A 21372-nucleotide genomic window follows, 5' to 3' on the forward strand; every position below is an offset into this window, starting at 1 on the left:
TTCAGCGCCCGTAGGCCGCCTTGGCCTGGCGGCGGCTGTCGGCCAGCGAGGCCAGGGCCTTGTCCAGGTCCACGTTGCCGACCGCGGCGTTGATCGCCTCCATCAGCAGCTCCTCGGCCTTGTCCTGGCTGGCGTACTCGTGCGTGCTCGTCGACACGCCGCTGTACTCGTTGGTGAAGATCATCAGGTTCTTGTCCTTCAGGCCCACCGCCGCCCAGCCGATCGACTGGTTGCCCAGCACCGTGGCCTGGCCGTGGATGTACAGAACGGCGTTGGCGGCGTTGAGCTTCTTGCAGATGACGTCGTAGTTGTCGAAGCCCCAGCCGTTCTGGCGCACGACCTTCACGATCTTGTCGGAGGCGGTGTTGTAGGTGACGTTGCAGGCGGCCGCGGCCTGGAAGGAGACGGCTGCGGCGGCGACGGCGAAGGCGAACTGCTTGAGCATGGAATGTCGATGAATGGAGGCCGCGGCGCATCGAGCCGCCGCGGCGTCTGGCCAGGAGATCCGCCGGGGGCTGCCCGGCGCTGTCGTGCCGCCGCGCGGCGGCACGCCCTTCGTCTTTCGACCAACCGCGGCGGGAGTTGAGCGGACGCCGCCGCAGCAGCGCCGGTGCCGGACGGTGCATGCATGGGTCACGGCTTCCTTGCGGGTGTGGAAAGCTGCTCAGGTCGACGGCCGGTTTGGCCGGGAGGCGAAACCTAGAATCCATGTGGACATGGTGGCCGGCACCGAGCGTCGTGCCATCCGGTCCACGGGACGCGGTCGGGCGTTCGTTCTCCTGCAGGCTGGGCTCTGGCCTGCTGCGGCCGACCGTCCGACTCCGGTCGTGCCGAAGGTCGGCTCCTGCCGGTGACCCGCTGCCGACGACAGCTTCTGCGCCGCGGTCCGGCGCCTTTGCATGCACAGCAACATGACACTTCCCGATACCCGGTACCGCCTGCGATCGGCAGCCCGCTGGCTGGTCGTTGCCGTCATGGCCACTGCCGGGGCCTTGCCCGCGGTGCGGGCCGCCGACGCCACGACCACCCACCGCATCGTCGTCGGCTATGCGTCCGACGACAGCACGCTGCGCACGACGGCGGCGTCCGATGCGCGCCGCTCCCGCCTGTCGGCGCTCGTCGCCGCGGCCCGGCCCGACGGCTCGCTGCGCCTGCAGAGCGCCGAAGCGCGCCGTGGCGGCGCCTGGCTGCTGCGCCTGGACCGCGAAGTCTCGCTGGCCGAGGCGCGCCGCATCGCCGCGTCGATGCGCGGCGCCGAGAAGTCGATCCGCTACGCCGAGCCCGACCTCCGCGTGCGGCGTCTGGACTACGACGACCCGTACTTCTCCACCCAGTGGAACATCGGCGCGGGCGGCGTCCCCGCGGCCGGTGCGGCCGACTTCGTCAGCGCCTGGGCGCACGTGGCCCCGCCGGCGGTCAAGCCGGTGGTGGCGGTCATCGACACCGGCTACCTGCCGCATGCCGACATGGGCGCCGACTACCTGAAGGGGCCGAGCTTCATCACCGACCCGACCGTCGCCGGCAACGGCGTGGCGCGTGGCGGTGACGGCACCGACCCGGGCGACTACTGCGACGACACCAGCGACCCCTCGAGCTGGCACGGCCTGAAGGTCGCCAGCCTCATCGCCGCCCAAGGCGGCAACGGTGCCGGCATCGTCGGCGCCGCAAGCGGCTATGCCCGGGTGCTGAGCGTCCGGGCCCTGGGCCGCTGCGGCGGCTGGCTCAGCGACGCCTCCGACGCGATCGCCTGGAGTGCCGGCGCGTCGGTGCCCGGCATCGCGCCGAACGCCACGCCGGCCAAGGTGCTGAACCTGAGCCTGGGCGGCGACGCCGGCGTCGCCTGCCCGGTCTACATGCAGGAGGCCGTGAACACCGCGCGCTCGCTGGGCGCGCTGGTGGTCGCCGCGGCCGGCAACGACGGGCTGCCGACGATCGGCAGCCCGGCCAACTGCGACGGTGTGCTGGCGGTCGGGGCGCACACCCGATCCGGCGACCTGGCCGACTACTCCAACTATTCCAGCCGCGTCACGCTGACGGCGCCGGGTGGCGGTGACTGCCTGCGCCAGGGAGGCAGCTGCCAGTCCGACCTGACGGTCTCGCTGGGCAACAGCGGCCTGAGGGAGCCGGGCGTGGACCTCGACCACGCGCGCTTCAACGGCACCTCGGCGGCCACGCCGCACGTCGCCGCCGCGGCCGCGCTGCTGTGGGCGGCCAAGCCGACCCTGACCGCGTCCCAGGTCGAGTCGATGCTGCTGAGTTCGGCCAAGCCTTTTGTCAGCGACAGTTTCTGCGCCATCGCGTCCGGTTGCGGCGCCGGCATGCTCGACCCTGCGCAGGCGGTGCTGCTGGTCGACCAACCCATCCTCACGGTGGTCGCGCCGTCGGGGGCGCAGCGCGGCCAGTCCGTCGTGCGCTTCAGCGCCACGCTGGACCGCGTGATGGCCGGCACCGTCTGGACCTGGACCCAGGTGTCGGGCGCTACCGTCAGCGCGACCCAGCTGGACGCCGCCGACGGCGGCAGCAGCGAGCTCAGCTTCACCTTGCCGGCCGTGCGCAGCGGCCCCATCCGCTTCAACGTGACCGCAGTGCTGCCCGACTCGAGCCAGGTCACGGGCACCGGCGTCACCTATGTCAACAACGCCCCGACCCTGGACTCGCCGGGCCGCCTGACGACGCGGCTGGAGGCGGTGTCGCACCAGCTCGGCGGCGCGGCCGACGTCGACGCCGACACGCTGACCTTCGTGCTGGACAGCGCCCCCGATGGCGTCAAGCTCAGCAGCAGCGGCCTGCTGACCTGGGGGTCGGCGCAGGTCGGCACCTTCGACGTCGTCTACCACGTCACCGACGGCGAGCTCGACAGTCCGTCGCGCTCGCTGGAGATCGTGGTCACGGCACGCGGCGGCACCGGCGGCTCCGGTGGCGGCGGCGCCTTCGGCTTCGCTTCGCTGCTGCTGCTGGCCCTGGCGAGCTGGGCGCTGCGCCGCACGCGGGCGTGAGCGCCGGGCGGGCCGCGCCGGCGGCCGGCGCCTTGGTGGCGCTGGCCCTGCTGAACGTGGCCGCCTGGGGGTCTCCGGCGCTGCTGGAAGCGCTGCGCTGGACACCCGCGGCCGCGGGCCAGCCCTGGCGCTACCTGAGCGCCCACCTCGTGCACCTGACCCCGTTGCACTGGGCCGGCAACATGGCCGGGCTGGCCGTCGTGGCGGTCTTCCTGCGTTCGGTCTTCGGGCCCGAGCTGCCGTCCTGGCGCTGGGCGCTCGGCGGTGCGCTGGCGCTCGGCGTGTCGCTGCATGCGACGTCGCTCGGCAGTTATGCCGGCCTCAGCGCCTGGCTGCATGGTGCGGTGGCGTTTGCCGCCATCGGGCTGCTGGCCGGCGCCGCCGGCCGCCGCCGCCTCGTTGGCGTGGCGGTGCTCGCCGGGCTCCTGGTCAAGTGCCTGCTCGAGCGCCCGTGGGTGCCGGTGGCCGACGACGCGTTCTACGACATGCCGGTGGCCGTCGTCGCGCACGCGCTGGGCTGCGCGCTCGGCATCGCCGGCGGGCTCGTCTACCGGCTGCGGCGCGGCGCCGGCACGCCGGCCGCGACGGACGCCGGCGGCTGACGCTCCTCGCCGGCCCGGCGGCGGTCAGCCCTTGGGCGGCCGCACGAAGGACAGCGGGTCCTGCAGCAGCCGGCGGCGGATCGCCGCGGTGATGCGCTGGCGCTCGCGCACCTGGATGCCGCGCGAGCGCAGCGCCACCTTGAACGCGAGCCAGAAGCTCACCGTCAGGTTCAGCACGCCGGTCAGCAGGATGCCGGCCGCGCACCACCAGAACGCCGGCTGGCGCAGCACGTCCAGGCCCAGCGCGCCGGCCGCCGCGGCGAGCTGGCCGGTGGACAGCGTCACGTGGCGCACTTCCAGCGGCAGCGCGAAGAACGAGGCCAGCGCCGGCACCAGCCCGAGCATCATGCCCAGCGACACGTTGGCCACCAGGCCCGAGATGTTGGCGCGCCACCAGGCCGCCCAGCGCTGCGCGCGCGGCGCACCGAGCCGGGCGACGAAACGCGGGTTCCAGGCGATCGCGCTGTCGAGCCGGTGGTAGACGAACCAGTTCTCGGCCCAGCCGGCGATCAGCGAGCTGGCGAACAGCAGCACGCCGGTGAACGCCGCGAACAGCAGCGTCGGCCCGAGCAGCGTCAGCGAGTGCAGCACGTAGCCGGCCTGCTGCTCGCCGACCAGCGGCACGCCGAACAGCCCTTCCCAGGCGAGCTGGATGGCCAGCGCCAGCGGCCCGCAGACCGCCAGGTTGCCGATGATGCCGGCGGCCTGCGAGCGGATCAGCTGCGCGACGCGGTCGACGAAGGCCTCGACCTCGGCGTCGCCGGTGCCGGCGGCCAGCGTCTCGGCCATCGCCGGCGCCGTCATCGCCGGCTGCTTGGTCGCCACCGTCCAGTGCAGCAGCATGATGACGACGAAGCTGGCGGCGTAGTTCACGCCCGACCAGAAGCCCGACCAGAAGGCCGCCAGCCCGAGCGCCGCGATGGCGAACTTCAGGTAGGTGGTGCCGGCGATGACGGCACCGCCGCCGGCGGCCATGCGCAGCATCTCGCGCCACTCGCCGCGGTCGCGCGTGATGTAGTGCGAGCCGGTCTCGGCGCTGCGTTCGGCCACCTGGCGCGCCAGCAGCGAGTAGTGGCGGGCCAGCAGCCGGCGCAGGCCGCGCTCGTCGTCGGCCACGCGCAGCAGGTGCAGCACCAGCGCACGCAGCGCCGGCATCGGCTGCGGCGCGAGCACGCAGTCCAGCAGCATGCCGATGCGGCGCGTGCGCCGGCGCATCTGGTCGAGCTCGTAGACGATGTCCACCGAGACGCCGTATTCCTCCAGGTGCCCGGTGACGCTGGCCGCGGCGCGGCGGCAGGCGTCGAGCAGGCCGCGCAGCACGTTGGCCTCGCGCAGCGCGTCGGCCTGGCGGCCCTCGGCCAGCGCCTCGCGCAGCGCGTCGGCCGAGCGCGTGAGCTGGCGGAACGGCTCGGTGGCCAGCGCCTGGCGGTCCATGCGCCGGCGCAGCGGCGACAGGTAACCGCTGGAGTGCACGGCGCTGACGAGGATCGTGATCGCGTCGAGCATCGCCGTGCGCCAGCCGCTGGCGCCGTCGGGGTCGACCAGCGTCGCGATGCGCTCCAGCGTCGCGTCGTCCAGGCGCTCGATCCAGCGCGCGTCGGACGGGCGGAACAGCAGCTGGAAGAGCTCGGCCAGATCGGGCGTGTCCGGCGTCTGCGGCAGCCACTGCACGCGCAGCCGGCGGCCGACCTCGCCGAACAGCGAGTGGCGCGCGCCGAAGCCGAACTCGGCGAACAGCGCCGCCTTGTCGACCTCGCGCCAGAAGCCGGCCAGCATGCCCTGCAGCCGGGCGCGGAACTCGGGCTGGCCTTCGGCGGCCTTGAGCAGCAGGCCCAGGCGCGCCATCTGCGGCGCGACGTCGGCGCGGGGCCGCGCGCGGCGCGTGGCCGGGGCGTGGCGCAGCCATTCGAGCAGGCGCACCAGCCAGAGGTGGCGTTCGGCCAGGCCGGCCGACGGGTCGGCGGCGTTGACGAGGGCGCTGAGATCCCAGGTCGGCTGCGTCATCGGCGCGGGCGGCCGCTCAGTGCAGCTGGCTCGGCGACACGAGCGAGAACTCGGCCACCGGCGCGTCGAACGCGTGCGCGTCCTCGGTCATGCAGAAGAAGGTGCCGCTCATGCGGCCGACCGGCGTGGCGATCATCGTCCAGCTGGTGTACTCGAAGCTCTGGCCCGGGGCGATGACCGGCTGCTGGCCGACGACGGCCAGGCCGCGCACCTCCTCGACCTGGCCCTGGGCGTCGGTGACGACCCAGTGGCGCGCGACGAGCTGCGCGGCGATGTCGCCGGTGTTGCGGATGGTCACCGTGTACGCGAACGCGAACGGGCCGTCCGGCGGGTCCGAACGGTCCGCCAGATACTGCACGCGCACGCTGCAATCGAACCGGGGCTGGGCCATCGGGGCATTGTAGGCAGGCCCCTAGAATTTCCGGATGACCACGTACCGCATCGCTCCTTCGCTGCTGTCGGCCGATTTCGCCCGCCTAGGCGAGGAGGTCCGCAACGTCGTCGCCGCCGGCGCCGACTGGATCCACTTCGACGTGATGGACAACCATTACGTCCCGAACCTGACCTTCGGCCCGATGGTCTGCCAGGCGCTGCGCAAGCACACCGAAGCGCCGATTGACGTGCACCTGATGGTGCAGCCGGTGGACGCGCTGGCCACGGCCTTCGCCAAGGCCGGCGCGGACCTCGTGAGCTTCCACCCCGACGCCAGCACGCACGTCGACCGCACGCTGCAGCTGATCAAGGCCGAGGGCTGCCAGGCCGGCCTCGTGTTCAACCCCGCCGAGCCGCTGGACGTGCTGGAGTGGGTGATCGACAAGGTCGACCTGGTGCTGATCATGAGCGTCAACCCGGGCTTCGGCGGGCAGTCGTTCATCGACAGCGCGCTGAGGAAGATCGAGAAGGCGCGCCGGATCATCGACGCCTCGGGCCGCGACATCCGGCTGGAGGTCGACGGCGGCATCAAGGTCGACAACATCCGGCGTGTGGCCGATGCGGGGGCCGACACCTTCGTTGCCGGCAGCGCGATCTTCAGCCAGCCCGACTACGCCGCGGTCATCGCGGCGATGCGGGCGGAGCTGGCGCGCTGAGGTTCTTGTGCCGCGCCGCCGCTGGCTCAGCGGCGCTGGTCTGATGGTGGGGAGTCCGCGGTACGCCCGCACCGGCGCGAGAGCCGGCCGCCGGGGCGTGTCCCTGCGTTCATGTCCCCCGGGCGGGCTGCGCCCGCCCTCCTCCTGAGACTTCACTCCTGGACACGCCCCGACGACCGGCTCGGAGGCGGGGAGGGGTGCTGAGAGTCGCGACGCGATGGGCTCAGCGCTTGGCCGAACCCTCCGCGCGGCCCAGGCCCTGCGCGATGAAGGCCAGAACCAGCGCGTTCAGCGAAACGCCCTCGGCGCGGGCGCGCGTGGCCAGTTGTGCGTGGACCGTCTTCGGCACGCGTGCGACGAACTTGCCCGACGCCACGCCGCCGCTGTTGGGCGCCGGCACCGGCAGCTGCTTGGCCTGCAGCGCCGCGATCGTCGCCTGCAGCGCGTCCCGGCCGTTGGCGATGGCGTCCTCGACGGTCTCACCGTCGGCGATGCACTCGGCGAAGTCGGGGTACGAGATCAGGTAGCCGCCGCCCTCGGCCGGCGACAGCGGGCGGATCTCGAACGGGTAGTCTGCGAGCGGGGTCATGCCTCGCCTCCTTCGACGAGTTCGACGAACTTGCGGATGTAGACGGGCTTGATCGGCCGGTGCGCCGGCACCGGCAGCGTCCGCCCGTCTTCGCGGATGAACACGCAGTGGCTGCCGCCGTCATGCCGCCAGTCGATGCCGTGCTTGCGGGCGACGGTTTGCAGGTCGCCCAGCTGCCAGTCCAGCGGGTTGCGCCGCATCGACGCCAGGAGCTTGGCCGCCGAGTTCATTGCTGCATGGTACTACTGGTGAGATCGCCGCGCTGGCTGGCCCAACCCACCGCGCGCTTGTCGCAGCCTGCTGACGCGGCGGGCCTTGAACTCACCGATTTCTCCAGGCGTGCGGCAGAAGATGCATCACACAGGTCAGACCGGCGGTGGGCAAGCTCGACTAATCAAACCCGCGCCACAGGCGACGACGAAGAGGGAATGGAGGCCCGGCGAGCGGTTCATCTCTGGGCCGGCAGGGCCAAGCCGTGCAACAAGGCCGTCTGTAGATGTGCAGTCTGTTCTCTGTGCCAATGCAGCCTCGTGGCGCACGCATCAGCTGGAAGACGATTTGCCGGAGCCGTCGCGTGTTGACTCGGTGGGAAGCCCCTGTAGATACATCGCGACAAGCGACGGGATGTCGGCCATGGCGTCTAACGTGGAAGCGAGGGGCAGCCGGAGCGAAGCGTAGGGAACCACAAGCGCAGCTTGTGGCTGTCCCGCTCGACTGCAGGGTTATGTGGCTTCACGTTGCCACCGCTTAATAAGCCGGGGTTCCCGCGCCGTTCCCGGCCAGAGGTACACACGGTATAAATCCTCGGCAGGCTCCCACTCGGATTGGATGGTGTCGATACCACCTGCCACCGACAAGAGTTGAAAAGTTCCGGGTTTTACGGAGATTCGCGGTGCGTCAGGTAGATAGCCGGTGCAACCCATGACGACGAGCTTGCCTGATGGGATGTTGATTGAGGCTTCAACTGCATTGTCCCAAGCGGACAAATCGATCTCTGGCGATTGATCAAGAACTTCAACTTCCACTGAGACATCAATATTTCGCAGTGTGCCGGGACAGATGGCGGAGTGACCAACTGCCAGCATTCTGCTTAAAGCATCTTCCGTCCAGATAACAGAGAAGTCATCTTGAGAGTCCTCGTCCATGAGAACGAACTGGAAGTAATCTGCAAAGACTGTAAATCTATGCACTGGCACACTCTCCTGACGCACAACGTTCGAGTTGAGCGGCGACCGATGGCATTGCGTCCCGAGGTGCACGATAACCGTGGGAACCTCGCGGCGCAATGCCGTTGGGCGTCCGTTCCAGCAAGGGTTAGGCAACACCGGGGCGCTTCCACTCACTTGAAGCGGAGACAAGGTCTGCTCGCTGCGGGTCAAGAAGCTTTATGAATGGCTTTGGCTGGCCTTTCGTGACGATTACCAAACACTGATGATCTCCCTGCTTAAGTAGAAAGCGCCGTGAGTAGTGCTGGAGAGAGAAGAAGCCGTACTTTATGTCTTCGGTTCCGTAGGCAACTTCTGCTATGGCGCCGTCGATAAGAAGACTGCCATCGGTGCTTTGCACCTTTGTTTGACGGATCAGTTCAGCGGTCGCGCCTCGTTGGTGTTGCACTTCGGCTCTACTTGAAGAGAACGTCAGCACGAGGGCTCCGACAACTAGAATGACTGGAAGAAACGGAACAACGTCAGCGAGCGACATGAGCATCTCTTGCAAGGGGCGATTGCTGTGTTGCCTCGTTATATGCAGCGCTTGAACGCCGCATAACACATCCGACGCTCGCGTAACGGCTGCCTGCAGATTTGACGTAAGTTATTGTCGCACCTGAAGTTCTCGCTGCCGGACCACCCGCGCCACACACGTACAAGCGACGCCCAAAACGGCGTCGGTTACAGACGATTCTGAGCCGGCCGGCCTAGCCCGCCAACCCTTCCGCCCGCCTTCGAGGGGAGGCCGGCCACGCCAAGCGAACAGACTCCGCACCGCCCGCCTCGGACGTCGGGTGGCCGGTGGAGTGAAGTAAAGGAGGAGGGCGGGCGCAGCCCGCCCGGGGGACATGAACGGAACCGGCCACCCGGCGGCCGAGGCCCGCGCCGATGCGGGCGTGCCCGCTGTCGGCAAGCAACGCGGCCGAGATAACGAAGGGTCGAGGCGAGAACCGCCTCAGCTTCACCCCCCCGCCGCCGCCCGCTCCAATTTGCGCCGCTGCATCCATGCCAGCGCCTCCCCGACGAACCCGCGGCGGAAGGCGACGACGCAGGCGACGAAGATCGCGCCGATGATCACCGTCACCCAGGAGCCGACGCGGTCGGCCAGGAAGTTCTGCAGGCCGATGATCGTGAAGGCGCCGATCACCGGGCCGGCGAAGGTGCCCATGCCGCCCAGGAGCGTCATCAGCACCACCTCGCCCGACAGCGACCAGTGCGCGTCCGACAGCGTCGCGAACCCGAGCACCAGCGTCTTCAGCGCCCCGGCCAGCCCGGCGATCGCCGTGCTCAGCACGAAGGCCAGCAGCTTGTAGCGGTCGACCGCGTAGCCCAGCGACACGGCCCGCGGCTCGTTCTCGCGGATCGCCTTCAGCACCTGGCCGAACGGCGAGTGCACGATGCGGATGATCGCCAGGAACACCGCGACGAAGACCGCCAGCACGACGTAGTACATCACCCGGTCGTCGGCCAGAGAGAGCACGCCGAACAGCGTGCCGCGCGGCACGCCCTGCAGCCCGTCCTCGCCGCCGGTGAACGGCGCCTGCAGGAAGACGAAGTAGACCATCTGCGCCAGCGCCAGCGTCACCATCGCGAAGTAGATGCCCTGGCGGCGGATGGCGATCAGCCCGACCACGAGGCCGACGGCCGCGGCGATCAGCGTGCCGGCGACGATGCCCATCTCCGGCGACCAGCCGGCGCTGCGCACCAGCCAGCCGGTGGAATAGGCCGCCGCGGCGAAGTAGGCCGCGTGGCCGAAGGACAGCAGCCCGGTGTAGCCCAGCAGCAGGTTGAAGGCGCAGGCGAAGATCGCGAAGCACAGCGCCTTCATCACGAAGATCGGGTAGATGCCCAGCCACGGCGCCAGCAGCAGCGCCAGCAGGCCCAGGGCCCAGCCGAAACGGGCGAGACGGTCGCGGTCCATCACTTCTCCTTCCCGAACAGCCCGGCCGGCCGCAGCATCAGCACGATCGCCATGATCACGAAGACGACGATGTTGGAGGCCTCGGGGTAGAAGACCTTGGTCAGGCCCTCGACGATGCCCAGCACCAGCCCGGTGAGGATGGAGCCGAGGATCGAGCCCATGCCGCCGATCACCACCACCGCGAAGACGACGATGATCAGGTTGGCGCCCATCAGCGGCGTGATCTGGATGACCGGCGCGGCTAGCACGCCGGCCAGCGCCGCCAGCCCGGCACCGGCGGCGTAGGTCAGCGCCACCATCGCCGGCACGTTGACGCCGAAGGCCTGCACCAGCGACGGGTTCTCGGTGCCGGCGCGCAGGTACGAGCCCAGCCGCGTGCGTTCGATGACGAACCAGGTGCCGAAACACACCGTCAGCGACGCGACGATGACCCAGGCGCGGTAGTTCGGCAGGATCATGAAGCCCAGGTCGGTGGCGCCCTGCAGCGCCTCGGGCACCGGGTAGCTCTGGCCCGACACGCCGTACTGGTCGCGCAGCACGCCTTCGGCGATCAGCGCCAGGCCGAAGGTCAGCAGCAGGCCGTAGATCGGGTCGACCTTGTACAGGCGCTTGAGCAGCGTGCGTTCGATGACGATGCCCAAAGCGCCCACGACCAGCGGCGCCAGCACCAGCGCCGCCCAGTAGTTCAGGCCGAACTTCTCCAGCGACAGCCAGGCCACGTAGGCGCCCAGCATGTACAGCGCGCCGTGGGCGAAGTTCACGATCCCCAGCAGCCCGAAGATCACCGCCAGCCCCAGGCTGAGCATGGCGTAGAACGAGCCGTTCACCAGGCCGAGCATCAGCTGGCCCAGGAAGGCCTGCAGCGGGATGCCGAGGATTTCCATCGCGTCAGGCCGCCGTCACTTCCACAAGGCGCACTTCGATTCGGCCTTGGTCGTCCAGGCCTCCTCGCCCTTGAAGGTCTGCACGACGTTGTAGTAGTCCCAGGGCTCGACCGACTTGTCCGGTGCCTTCACCTGCATCAGGTACATGTCGTGCACCATGCGGCCGTCGCCGCGGATGAAGCCGTCCTTGGCGAAGATGTCGTTGACCTTGGTCTTGCGCATCTGCGCCAGCACCTTGTCGGCGTCGTCGGTGCCGGTGGCCTTGACGGCGGCGAGGTACTGCGTGGCGGCCGAGTAGTCGCCGGCCTGCAGCGACGACGGCATGCGCTTCATCTTCTCGAAGAACCGCCGGCCCCAGGCGCGCGTCTCGGCGTCGCGGTTCCAGTACCAGCTGTCGGTCAGGTACATGCCCTGGGTCGTCTTCAGGCCCAGCGAGTGGATGTCGTTGATGAAGACCAGCAGGCCGGCCAGCTTCATCGACTTGGTGATGCCGAACTCGTTGGCCGCCTTGATGGCGTTGATCGTGTCGCCGCCGGCGTTGGCCAGCCCGAGGATCTGCGCCTTGCTGGCCTGGGCCTGCAGCAGGAAGGACGAGAAGTCGGTGGCCGACAGCGGGTGCTTGACCGCGCCGACGACGTTGCCGCCGGCGGCCTTCACCACCGCCGAGGTGTCGTTCTGCAGCTGCGCGCCGAAGGCGTAGTCGGCGGTCAGGAAGTACCAGCTCTTGCCGCCGGCCTTGACCACCGCGTTGCCGGTGCCCTTGGCCAGCGCCACGGTGTCGTAGGCCCAGTGCACGGTGTAGGCGTTGCACTGGTCGTTGGTCAGCGCCGAGGTCGCGGCGCCGACGGCGATGAAGGGCTTCTTCTTCTCGGCCGCCACCTTGGCCATCGCCAGGCTGGTGCCCGAGTTGGTGCCGCCGATCAGCAGGTCAAGGCCCTGGGTGTCGAACCACTCGCGCGCCTTGGCGGCGGCGACGTCGGCCTTGTTCTGGTGGTCGGCGAACACGACCTCGATCTTCTTGCCGGCGATGCTGCCGCCGGCGTCGGCGATGGCCATGCGGATGGCCTCGACGCCGCCGGCGCCGTCGATGTCGGAGTACAGCCCCGACATGTCGGTGATCAGGCCGATGCGGATCACGTCGCCCGAGATCTGGGCGTGGGCGCTGGTGCCGACAGCGGCCCCCAGCAGCAGCGAGCAGGCGGTGGCGATCTTGCCGAGTTTCATGCTTGTCTCCGTCGTGGTTGTGGGGCGGCCGCGGCCGCGTTCAGACACCCAGGATCTCGTGCAGGCGCTCGCGGCGCGCCGGCAGCTCGGCCTGGGTGAACTCCTGCGTCACCTGGCCGTGTTCCATCACCAGAAAGCGGTCGGCCAGCGGCGCCGCGAAACGGAAGTTCTGCTCGACCATCACGATCGTGTAGCCCTGCTTGCGCAGCGTGACGACCATCTCGGCGAGCTTGTGCACGATCACCGGGGCCAGGCCCTCGCTGATCTCGTCGAGCAGCAGCAGCCGCGCGCCGGTGCGCAGGATGCGCGCCACGGCCAGCATCTGCTGCTCGCCGCCCGACAGCCGCGTGCCCTGGCTGGACGCACGTTCGCGCAGGTTGGGGAACATCGCGTAGATCTGCTCGACCGACATGCCGCCGGTGGCCAGCGTCGGCGGCAGCAGCAGGTTCTCCTCGGCCGACAGGCTGGAGAAGATGCCGCGCTCCTCGGGGCAGTAGCCGATGCCCAGGCGCGCGACGCGGTGCGTCGCCATCGTGATGGCCTCGGTGCCGCGCACCTTGACCGAGCCGCGGCGGGCGCCGGTCAGCCCCATGATCGCGCGCAGCGTGCTCGTGCGGCCGGCGCCGTTGCGCCCCAGCAGCGTGACGACCTCGCCTTCGTCGACGTGGAAGTTCACGCCGTGCAGCACGTGCGACTCGCCGTACCAGGCGTGCAGGTCGCGCACCTCGAGGAAGCGGCTCATCCGTGCGCCCCCACCAGTTCGGCGTCGGCGCTGCCCATGTAGGCCTCGACGACGGCCGGGTTGCGCGAGACCTCGGCGTACGGGCCTTCGGCCAGCGTCGCGCCGCGCTGCAGCACGGTGATCGTGTCGGCGATGCTGGAGACGACGCTCATGTTGTGCTCGACCATCAGGATCGTGCGGTCGGCCGACACCTGCTTGATCAGCTGGCGCACGCGGTCGACGTCCTCCAGCCCCATGCCCTGGGTCGGCTCGTCCAGCAGCATCAGCTCGGGCTCCATCGCCAGCGTCGTCGCGATCTCCAGCGCGCGCTTGCGGCCGTAGCTGAGTTCCACCGCCAGGTGGCCGGCGTACTCGCCCAGGTCGACGGCGCGCAGCAGCTCGCGGGCGCGGCCGTCCAGCGTGTGCAGCGAGCGTTCGGGGCGCCAGAAATGGAACGAGGTGCCGAGTTTTCTCTGCAGCGCCACGCGCACGTTCTCCAGCACCGTGAGGTGCGGGAACACCGCCGAGATCTGGAACGAGCGGATGACGCCGCGGCGCGCGATGTGCGCCGGCGACTCGCCGGTGATGTCGTCGCCGTTGAACAGGATGCGGCCGCTGGTCGGGCGGATGAACTTCGTCAGCAGGTTGAAGCAGGTCGTCTTGCCGGCGCCGTTGGGCCCGATCAGCGCGTGGATGTGGCCGCGGCGCACACGCAGGTTGACCTTGTTGACCGCGACGAAGCCCTTGAACTCCTTCGTCAGGTCCTGTGTCTCGAGGATGTAGTCGGCGCTCATCGGAGGTCCTCGCGGGCGCCGAGTCGGCGCGAGAGCGTGCGGGCGGCTTCGGTCACGAGGCGCCGCTGGCGCTCGAGCCGGTCCGCGTCCAGCGTGGCCTGGTTCAGGCAGACGGCGATGCCGGCCAGCGGGCGGCCGGCGGCGTCGAGCACCGGCGCGGCGATCGAATAGACGCCGTCGCGCACGTGGCCGTCGTCGACGGCGTAGCCGCGTTCGCGGGTCTGGGCCAGGTCGGCGAGCAGGGCGTCGAGGTCGGCGGCGCCCGGCGGCACCAGCGCACGCACCTCGTCGGGCGGCAGCCAGGCCAGCATCGCCTTGCCGGTGCCGGCCACCCAGGCCGGCAGCCGCATGCCCAGGCTGAAGGCCAGGCCCAGCGGGCGCGCGCTGTTGCGCACGCCGACGTAGACGACGTCGGCGCCGTTGAGCACCGACAGGATCAGCGTCTCGTCGGGCGCCGGCGCCTCGCGCCACAAGGCGTCGAACTCGGCGGCGACGTGGGTGCTGGCGACGAAGGCCGCGGCCAGCGTCATCACGCCGGGGCCGATCTGCAGCGCGCCGTTGTCGACACGGCGCAGGTAGCCGCAGTCCAGCAGCGTGCCGCACAGGCCGTGCACGCTGCTGCGCGGCAGCTTCAGCGCCGCGGCCAGGCCGGCCATGCTCATCGGCCGGCGTTCGCGCGCCAGCAGGTCCAGCAGCGACACCGCACGCGCGACTGCCGGCACCCGGGCGGCAGGTCGGTCGGTGATCGGCAGGTCCATCGTCATCGTTGTTCGATTGGCTGAACGGGGTTCAGGGCGCTGAACGGCCGGGCCAGTCTAGGCAGCGTCAAACCCCCATGCGCGGCGCTTGCGGGAAAGCGTGGATGGGGATGTCCCGTCCCTGTGAAAGCGGGGCGGGGCCGACCCGGAGCGCGCCGTGACGGCGCGCGTCAGAACTGCTCAGGCGGTGCGGTCGACACGCAGCGCGAGCACCACCGAGGTCGTCGTCTTCGTGACGCCGTCGATCTCGCCGATCTCGTCGAGCAGCACGTCCAGGCGCGCGGTGGAGTCGGTGCGGATCAGCGCCAGGTAGTCGAACTCGCCGCTGACCGAACACAGCTGGCGCAGCTCGGGCAGCGCCGCCAGCCGGCGCGTGACGTCGCGCGCCGACTTGGGCTCGGTCGTGATGCCGACCCAGGCCTGCACGCCGCGTTCGGCTTCGTCCAGGCCCAGCCGCACCGTGTAGCCGACGATGACGCCGCTGCGTTCCAGCCGTTCCAGCCGGGCGATGACGGTGGTGCGTGCCACACCCAGCTTGCGTGCGAGCTCGGCCGTGCTCTCGCGGGCGTTGGCCTGCAGCAGGGCGATCAGGTCACGGTCCATCTGGTCGCGGGGCATCGCTGCATTATGTCGATGCACGCCGACGTAACGTCGGTCACCGCGGGTATTTCGTCGTTCTCGGCCTATCTTGTGTCAAGACCGCTTCCTAGACTGCGCCGCATCGCCACCCACCGCCCGGAAGGACCCGAACGATGCGCGTGACCCTGCTCGGAGCCGGCCACATCGGCCAGACCATCGCCCGCCTGCTGGCCACCAGCGGCGACTACCAGCTGACCGTCGTCGACCGCCAGCCCGAGCCGCTGGCGCTGCTGGACGGCCTGCCGCTGGCCACCCGCGTCGCCGACACCGCCGACGACCGCGTGCTGCTGGCGCTGCTGCGCGGCCAGGACGCGGTGATCAACGCGCTGCCCTACTACCTGGCGACCCGTGTCGCGACGCAGGCGCGCGAAGCCGGCTGCCATTACTTCGACCTCACCGAGGACGTCGCCGCGACGCGGGCGATCAAGGCGCTGGCCGAAGGTGCGGGCACGGCCTTCATGCCGCAGTGCGGCCTGGCGCCGGGTTTCATCGGCATTGTCGCGCATCACCTGGCGCAGAGTTTCCAGGAGCTGCACGAGCTGAAGATGCGGGTCGGCGCGCTGCCGGCCTTCCCGACCAACGCGCTGAAATACAACCTCACCTGGAGCGTCGACGGCCTGATCAACGAGTACTGCCACCCCTGCGAGGCGATCCGCGACGGCCGGCCGACCGAGGTGCTGGCGCTGGAAGGCCTGGAGCACTTCTCGCTGGACGGCACCGAGTACGAGGCCTTCAACACCTCCGGCGGCCTGGGCACGCTGTGCGAGACCTGGGCCGGCCGCGTGCGCACGCTGGACTACAAGAGCGTGCGCTACCCCGGCCACCGCGCGCTGATGAAGCTGCTGCTGGAGGAACTGCTGCTCAAGCACGACCAGGGCACGCTGAAGGACATCCTGCGGCGCGCGATCCCGAGCACGATGCAGGACGTGGTGCTGGTCTTCGTCACCGCCAGCGGCCTGCGTGACGGCGCGCTGGTGCAGGAGGTCTTCGCCCGCAAGATCTTCGCCGAGCGCGCGCCGGCGCACCCGAGCTCGGCGATCCAGATCACGACCGCCGCCGGCATCTGCGCCGCGGTCGACCTGTTCCGCGAAGGCCGGCTGCCGCAGCGCGGCTTCGTGCGCCAGGAGCAGGTGCCGCTGCCGGACTTCCTGGCCAACCGTTTCGGCCGCGCGTACCAGCAGTCGCGCCAGGTCGAGAGCATCGGCTGACGGGGGCCGGTGCCGGCCGGCACGGCAGAATGCGGCCCCTTCGTCACACGGGGCCCGCATGGATCTCTCGCACTGGGGCGGCTTCGACGCCGCCATCGTCGACCTCGACGGCACGCTGGTCGACACCGTCGGCGACTTCGAACTCGCGCTCGGCGCTGCCTTGCGGGACCTGGGCTATGCGCCGGTGTCGCGGGCCTTCATCTCGCGCACCGTCGGCAAGGGCACCGAGCACCTGATCCGCCGCACGCTGGCCGAAGCCGGCGCACCCGAGGCGCTGTACGAGACGGCCAACGAGCGCTACCGCGAGCACTACCTGCGCATCAACGGCCAGGCGTCGACCGTCTATCCCGGTGCCGCCGAAGGTGTGGCGGCGCTGAAGGCGCGCGGCCTGAAGCTGGCCTGCGTGACGAACAAGCCGGCCGCATTCGCGAAGCCGCTGCTCATTGCCAAGGGGTTGTCGGCCTCGTTCGACATCACCTACGGCGGCGACGCCTTCGAGCGCAAGAAGCCCGACCCGCTGCCGCTGCTGAAGGCCTGCGAGGCGCTGGGCACGACGCCGGCGCGCACGCTGATGATCGGCGACTCGCAGAACGACGCCCAGGCCGCGCGTGCCGCCGGCTGCCCGGTGGTGCTGGTGCGCTACGGCTACAACCACGGCGAGCCGGTCGAGGCCGCCGGGGCCGACGCGGTCGTCGACCGCATCGACGAGCTGCAGTCGCTACTGGCGTGAACCGGCGGGCCGCGGCTCGCGGCCCAGCAGCGCGTCCTTCAGCGCTGCGTCGGCGGGCCGCGGGCCCAGCCAGATGCTCAGCAGCGAGGTGAAGAACTCGGGCTCGCGGATCGGCTCGCCCGCCGCCTTGCCGTTGACGATCACCGTCGTGCCGACGCCGGGCACGTAGTCGACGCTGAAGTGGTCGCCGGCCAGCAGCTTCTTGCGCGCCGAGAAGATGTCGGCCATGCGCAGCGTGCCGGGGATCGACTGCACCCAGTGCTGCCGCGGCGCGTTGTCCTCCATGCCGCGCGTGAACAGGCGGCCGAGCTCGTTGGCGTCGATGTCGCGCAGCATCACCACGTGGATGCGCTTGGGGCCGGGCATCGCCAGCGCGGCGTCGGCGCTGTCGGCGCGCTGCGGCAGGTACAGCCCGGCGGTGTAGACCTTGAAGACCAGCTTGTAGCGCACGCCGGCGCCGTTCAGCGCCAGGCTGCTGCCGCCGACGCTGGCCGCGGCGGGATACGCGACGCCCGCCGGCTCCGCAGCCGGTTGTCCGTGCGCGGCGTGGGACAGCAGCAGCGTGGCCGCCACGGAGGCCAGCAGGGCGCGGAGGTGCATGGCGTCGGAGGATGAAGCAGGTTGCAGGAAACACCAGTCTCGCATCGCGCAGGCCGCGCGGCGGTCGCGCCGGTTACACTCGGCGTGCTCATGTTCACGGCCCACGCATCCACCGAAGGTTCCCGCGACCGGGGGGCTTGGCCCTGGCGCCGCTCTCGCTAGCCTCGCCTGACCGCGCGTCAGGCCACGCCGCGAAGCGCTGACATCCCCGTCGGCGCCGCTTCCGCAAGACAGTGCAGTGCCCGAGCCACGACGCGCCGGGCGACTGCCGCGAGAGGGCCCAGAAGTGATCACTGAACTCGAATTCAAGAGCCTGGCCGAGCAGGGCTACAACCGCATCCCGCTCATCGCCGAGGCCTTCGCCGACCTCGAGACCCCGCTGTCGCTGTACCTGAAGCTGGCCGGTGGCCAGCGCAACAGCTTCCTGCTCGAGTCCGTCGTCGGCGGCGAACGTTTCGGCCGCTATTCCTTCATCGGCCTGCCGGCGCACACGCTGCTGCGTTCGACCGGCTGGGTGACCGAGGTCGTCAGCGACGGCGCCGTCGTCGAGACCCACGACGGCAACCCGCTGGACTTCGTCGAGGCCTACCAGAAGCGCTTCAAGGTCGCGCTGCCGCCGGGGCTGCCGCGTTTCTGCGGCGGGCTGGCGGGTTACTTCGGCTACGACGCGGTGCGCTACATCGAGCCGCGCCTGGCCAAGACCGAAAAGCCGGGCGGCCTGGACACGCCCGACATCCTGCTGCTGCAGACCGAGGAGGTCGCGGTCATCGACAACCTGTCGGGCCGGCTGTACCTCATCGTCTGGGCCGACCCGGCGGCGCCCGAGGCCTATTTCCGCGGCAAGAAGCGCCTGGCCGAGCTGACCGACCGGCTGCGTTATTCGGTCACCGCGCCGCAGGTCAAGCGCGGCCCGAGCTACGCCGTCGAGCGCGAGACGCCGCGTGAGCAGCTGGAAGACGCGGTGCGCCGCTGCAAGGAGTACATCGCCGCCGGCGACTGCATGCAGGTCGTCATCGGCCAGCGGCTGAAGAAGCGCTACACCGAGAGCCCGCTGTCGCTGTACCGCGCGCTGCGTTCGCTGAACCCGTCGCCGTACATGTACTACTACGACATGGGCGACTTCCAGATCGTCGGCGCCAGCCCCGAGATCCTGGTGCGCCAGGAGACGACGCCCGAGGGCCGCAAGGTGACGATCCGCCCGCTGGCCGGCACGCGCCCGCGCGGCGCGACGCCCGAACGCGACGCGGCGATGGCCGCCGAACTGGCCGCCGACCCGAAGGAACGCGCCGAGCACCTGATGCTGATCGACCTGGCGCGCAACGACATCGGCCGCATCGCGCAGACCGGCAGCGTCAAGGTCACCGAGGCCTTCGCGATCGAGCGCTACTCGCACGTGATGCACATCGTCAGCAACGTCGAGGGCCTGCTGAAGGACGGTGCGACGAGCCTGGACGTGTTCCGCGCCAGCTTCCCGGCCGGCACGCTGAGCGGCGCCCCCAAGATCCGGGCGATGGAGATCATCGACGAGCTGGAGCCCGTCAAGCGCGGCATCTACGGCGGCGCCTGCGGCTACCTCAGCTTCGCCGGCGACATGGACCTGGCGATCGCCATCCGCACCGGCATCGTCCAGCACAACACGCTGTACGTGCAGGCCGCGGCGGGTGTCGTCGCCGACTCGGTGCCCGAGCTGGAGTGGAAGGAGACCGAGGCCAAGGCCCGGGCGCTCATCCGCGCGGCGGAACTCGTGGAAGAGGGGTTCTGATCATGCTGCTGATGATCGACAACTACGACAGCTTCACCTTCAACCTGGTGCAGTACTTCGGCGAGCTCGGCGAGAACGTGCACGTGGTGCGCAACGACGAGATCGACGTCGCCGGCATCGCGGCGCTGAAGCCCGACCGCCTGGTGCTGTCGCCGGGGCCGTGTTCGCCGGCCGAGGCCGGTGTCTGCATCGAGGCCATTCGCCACTTCACGGGCAAGCTGCCGCTGCTGGGTGTCTGCCTGGGCCACCAGTCGATCGGCGCCGCGCTCGGCGGCAAGGTCATCCGCGCCAAGGTGCAGATGCACGGCAAGGCCGGCGAGATCACGACCGACGGCCGCGGCGTCTACGCCGGGCTGCCCGAGCGTTTCTCGGTCATCCGCTACCACTCGCTGGCGATCGAGCGCGAGACGCTGCCGGCCGAGCTGGAGGTCACGTCCTGGACCGAGGACGGCGAGATCATGGGCGTGCGCCATCGCGAGCTGGCCGGCGGCCCGGCGCCGCTGGAAGGCGTGCAGTTCCACCCCGAGTCCATCCTCAGCGAACACGGTCACGCGATGCTGAAGAACTTCCTGCAGATGGGCGCCGCGCGCTGAAGACGGAGCACGAGACATGCCGATCACGAACACCGAGGCGCTGACCCGCGTCATCGAGCACCGCGAGATCTTCCACGACGAGATGCTGGACCTGATGCGCCGCATCATGAGCGGCGAGATGTCGCCGGTGATGATCGCGGCGCTCGCCGTCGGGCTGCGCGTCAAGAAGGAGAGCATCGGCGAGATCGCCGCCGCCGCCCAGGTGATGCGCGAGTTCGCGACCCCGGTGCCGCTGGCCGACCGCCGCGGCCTCGTCGACATCGTCGGCACCGGCGGGGACGGCTCGCACACCTTCAACATCTCGACCGCGTCGACCTTCGTCGCCGCCGCGGCCGGCGCGCGTGTCGCCAAGCACGGCGGGCGCAGCGTGTCGTCCACCTCGGGCTCGGCCGACGTGATGGAGGCGCTGGGCGCGCACCTGAACCTGTCGCCCGAGCAGGTCGCCGCCTGCCTGGAAGAAACCGGCATCGGCTTCATGTTCGCGCCGAACCACCACGCGGCGATGAGACACGCCGCGCCGGTGCGCAAGGAACTGGGCGTGCGCACGATCTTCAACATCCTCGGCCCGCTGACCAACCCGGCCGGCGCGCCCAACCAGCTGCTCGGCGTCTTCCACCCCGACCTCGTCGGCATCCAGGTGCGGGTGCTGCAGCGGCTGGGCAGCGAGCACGCGCTGGTCGTCTACGGCACCTGCGGCATGGACGAAATCTCGCTGTCCGGCGAAACAATGGTCGGCGAACTGAAGGACGGCGAGGTGCGCGAGTACGTCGTGCATCCCAGCGACTTCGGCCTGCCGGTCTACGACGCGCGTGTGCTGCGTGTCGCCAACCGCGAGGAGTCGGTCGGCTGCATCCGCCGTGTGCTGGCCAACGAAGACGGCCCGCAGCGCGACATCGTGCTGCTGAACGCGGGTGCGGCGCTGTACTGCGCCGGTGTCGCCGGCACGATCGCCGACGGCGTGCGCCGTGCGCGCGAAGCCGTGGCCTCCGGTGCCGCGGCGGCCAAGCTGGCGCTGTACGTCGAGGTCAGCCAGCGCTACAAGGCCGCCTGA

The 21372-nt window shown here is 70.1% G+C and carries 23 protein-coding genes; 8 read left to right on the forward strand and 15 right to left on the reverse strand.

From position 1 onward, the window contains the following. Window position 1: 1 nt before the first annotated feature. Complete coding sequence (locus G5B56_RS05150) at window positions 2–445, reverse strand: hypothetical protein (protein ID WP_009855875.1); 444 nt, start codon at window positions 443–445, stop codon at window positions 2–4. Between the two features lie 529 nt (window positions 446–974). Between G5B56_RS05150 and G5B56_RS05155 the strand changes: the two genes are divergently transcribed. Both G5B56_RS05155 and rrtA read left to right on the forward strand, forming a co-directional pair. Next, a complete protein-coding gene (locus tag G5B56_RS05155) occupies window positions 975–2996 on the forward strand; it encodes a S8 family serine peptidase (RefSeq protein WP_164962524.1) in 2022 nt (673 codons plus the stop codon). Next, window positions 2993–3598: a rhombosortase gene (rrtA, locus tag G5B56_RS05160; protein ID WP_164962525.1), complete on the forward strand. Its 606-nt coding sequence runs from the start codon at window positions 2993–2995 to the stop codon at window positions 3596–3598. The genes G5B56_RS05155 and rrtA overlap by 4 nt, the downstream gene beginning before the upstream one ends. Before the next feature lie 24 nt (window positions 3599–3622). Here rrtA and G5B56_RS05165 read toward each other — a convergent pair whose 3' ends face one another. Next, entirely contained in the window at window positions 3623–5602 is a 1980-nt protein-coding gene (locus G5B56_RS05165; protein ID WP_164962526.1) for a site-specific recombinase, read from the reverse strand. 16 nt (window positions 5603–5618) lie between these two features. Next, complete coding sequence (gene apaG / locus G5B56_RS05170; protein WP_164962527.1) at window positions 5619–5993, reverse strand: Co2+/Mg2+ efflux protein ApaG; 375 nt, start codon at window positions 5991–5993, stop codon at window positions 5619–5621. A 34-nt stretch (window positions 5994–6027) separates the two neighbouring features. Here apaG and rpe point away from each other — a divergent pair, with 34 nt between their 5' ends. After that, complete coding sequence (rpe, locus tag G5B56_RS05175; RefSeq protein WP_164962528.1) at window positions 6028–6690, forward strand: ribulose-phosphate 3-epimerase; 663 nt, start codon at window positions 6028–6030, stop codon at window positions 6688–6690. Window positions 6691–6913: 223 nt separating this feature from the next. Here the strand turns inward: rpe and G5B56_RS05180 are convergent, their stop codons facing one another. From G5B56_RS05180 to G5B56_RS05230, 11 genes are all read right to left on the reverse strand, one after another. Further along, entirely contained in the window at window positions 6914–7279 is a 366-nt protein-coding gene (locus tag G5B56_RS05180) for a toxin-antitoxin system HicB family antitoxin (protein ID WP_164962529.1), read from the reverse strand. Then, the gene (locus G5B56_RS05185; RefSeq protein ID WP_164962530.1) at window positions 7276–7509 is read right to left on the reverse strand and encodes a hypothetical protein; all 234 of its coding nucleotides are present in this window, start codon (window positions 7507–7509) and stop codon (window positions 7276–7278) included. Before G5B56_RS05185 ends, G5B56_RS05180 begins: the two co-directional genes overlap by 4 nt. A gap of 492 nt (window positions 7510–8001) precedes the next feature. Continuing rightward, window positions 8002–8424 carry a hypothetical protein gene (locus G5B56_RS05190; protein WP_164962531.1) on the reverse strand — a complete coding sequence of 141 codons (423 nt, stop codon included), beginning with the start codon at window positions 8422–8424 and terminating at the stop codon, window positions 8002–8004. A 169-nt stretch (window positions 8425–8593) separates the two neighbouring features. Beyond that, window positions 8594–8995, reverse strand: coding sequence for a hypothetical protein (locus tag G5B56_RS05195; RefSeq protein WP_164962532.1), 402 nt, complete (start codon window positions 8993–8995; stop codon window positions 8594–8596). Window positions 8996–9448: 453 nt separating this feature from the next. After that, window positions 9449–10408: a branched-chain amino acid ABC transporter permease gene (locus G5B56_RS05200; RefSeq protein WP_164962533.1), complete on the reverse strand. Its 960-nt coding sequence runs from the start codon at window positions 10406–10408 to the stop codon at window positions 9449–9451. Then, the gene (locus G5B56_RS05205) at window positions 10408–11292 is read right to left on the reverse strand and encodes a branched-chain amino acid ABC transporter permease (RefSeq protein WP_164962534.1); all 885 of its coding nucleotides are present in this window, start codon (window positions 11290–11292) and stop codon (window positions 10408–10410) included. Before G5B56_RS05205 ends, G5B56_RS05200 begins: the two co-directional genes overlap by 1 nt. A gap of 15 nt (window positions 11293–11307) precedes the next feature. Next, complete coding sequence (locus tag G5B56_RS05210) at window positions 11308–12516, reverse strand: ABC transporter substrate-binding protein (RefSeq protein ID WP_164962535.1); 1209 nt, start codon at window positions 12514–12516, stop codon at window positions 11308–11310. Between the two features lie 40 nt (window positions 12517–12556). Beyond that, on the reverse strand, window positions 12557–13258 hold the full coding sequence (locus G5B56_RS05215) for an ABC transporter ATP-binding protein (RefSeq protein WP_164962536.1): 702 nt from the start codon (window positions 13256–13258) through the stop codon (window positions 12557–12559). Then, entirely contained in the window at window positions 13255–14031 is a 777-nt protein-coding gene (locus G5B56_RS05220; RefSeq protein ID WP_164962537.1) for an ABC transporter ATP-binding protein, read from the reverse strand. The genes G5B56_RS05215 and G5B56_RS05220 overlap by 4 nt, the downstream gene beginning before the upstream one ends. Next, complete coding sequence (locus G5B56_RS05225; RefSeq protein WP_240920665.1) at window positions 14028–14789, reverse strand: IclR family transcriptional regulator; 762 nt, start codon at window positions 14787–14789, stop codon at window positions 14028–14030. The genes G5B56_RS05220 and G5B56_RS05225 overlap by 4 nt, the downstream gene beginning before the upstream one ends. 180 nt (window positions 14790–14969) lie before the next feature. Then, window positions 14970–15407, reverse strand: coding sequence for an Lrp/AsnC family transcriptional regulator (locus G5B56_RS05230; RefSeq protein ID WP_009855857.1), 438 nt, complete (start codon window positions 15405–15407; stop codon window positions 14970–14972). 134 nt (window positions 15408–15541) lie between these two features. Between G5B56_RS05230 and G5B56_RS05235 the strand changes: the two genes are divergently transcribed. Beyond that, window positions 15542–16636, forward strand: coding sequence for a saccharopine dehydrogenase family protein (locus G5B56_RS05235; RefSeq protein WP_009855856.1), 1095 nt, complete (start codon window positions 15542–15544; stop codon window positions 16634–16636). 58 nt (window positions 16637–16694) lie between these two features. After that, complete coding sequence (gene gph / locus G5B56_RS05240; protein WP_009855855.1) at window positions 16695–17366, forward strand: phosphoglycolate phosphatase; 672 nt, start codon at window positions 16695–16697, stop codon at window positions 17364–17366. On the opposite strand, the gene G5B56_RS05245 is transcribed toward gph, so the two are convergent. Then, on the reverse strand, window positions 17355–17966 hold the full coding sequence (locus tag G5B56_RS05245) for a chalcone isomerase family protein (protein WP_009855854.1): 612 nt from the start codon (window positions 17964–17966) through the stop codon (window positions 17355–17357). The genes gph and G5B56_RS05245 overlap by 12 nt on opposite strands. Window positions 17967–18252: 286 nt before the next feature. On the opposite strand from G5B56_RS05245, the gene trpE reads away from it, so the two are divergent. From trpE to trpD, 3 genes are read left to right on the forward strand one after another with little or no spacing between them, the layout of a single operon-like run. Continuing rightward, a complete protein-coding gene (trpE, locus tag G5B56_RS05250; RefSeq protein ID WP_009855853.1) occupies window positions 18253–19728 on the forward strand; it encodes an anthranilate synthase component I in 1476 nt (491 codons plus the stop codon). Between the two features lie 2 nt (window positions 19729–19730). Further along, window positions 19731–20321 (forward strand): aminodeoxychorismate/anthranilate synthase component II, encoded by a 591-nt coding sequence (locus G5B56_RS05255; protein ID WP_164962539.1) that lies wholly within the window; start codon window positions 19731–19733, stop codon window positions 20319–20321. A gap of 16 nt (window positions 20322–20337) precedes the next feature. Beyond that, complete coding sequence (gene trpD, locus G5B56_RS05260) at window positions 20338–21372, forward strand: anthranilate phosphoribosyltransferase (RefSeq protein WP_164962540.1); 1035 nt, start codon at window positions 20338–20340, stop codon at window positions 21370–21372.

The sequence above is a fragment of the Rubrivivax sp. JA1026 genome (assembly GCF_011065555.1).
GTDB classification, from domain to species: Bacteria; Pseudomonadota; Gammaproteobacteria; order Burkholderiales; family Burkholderiaceae_C; genus Rubrivivax; species Rubrivivax benzoatilyticus.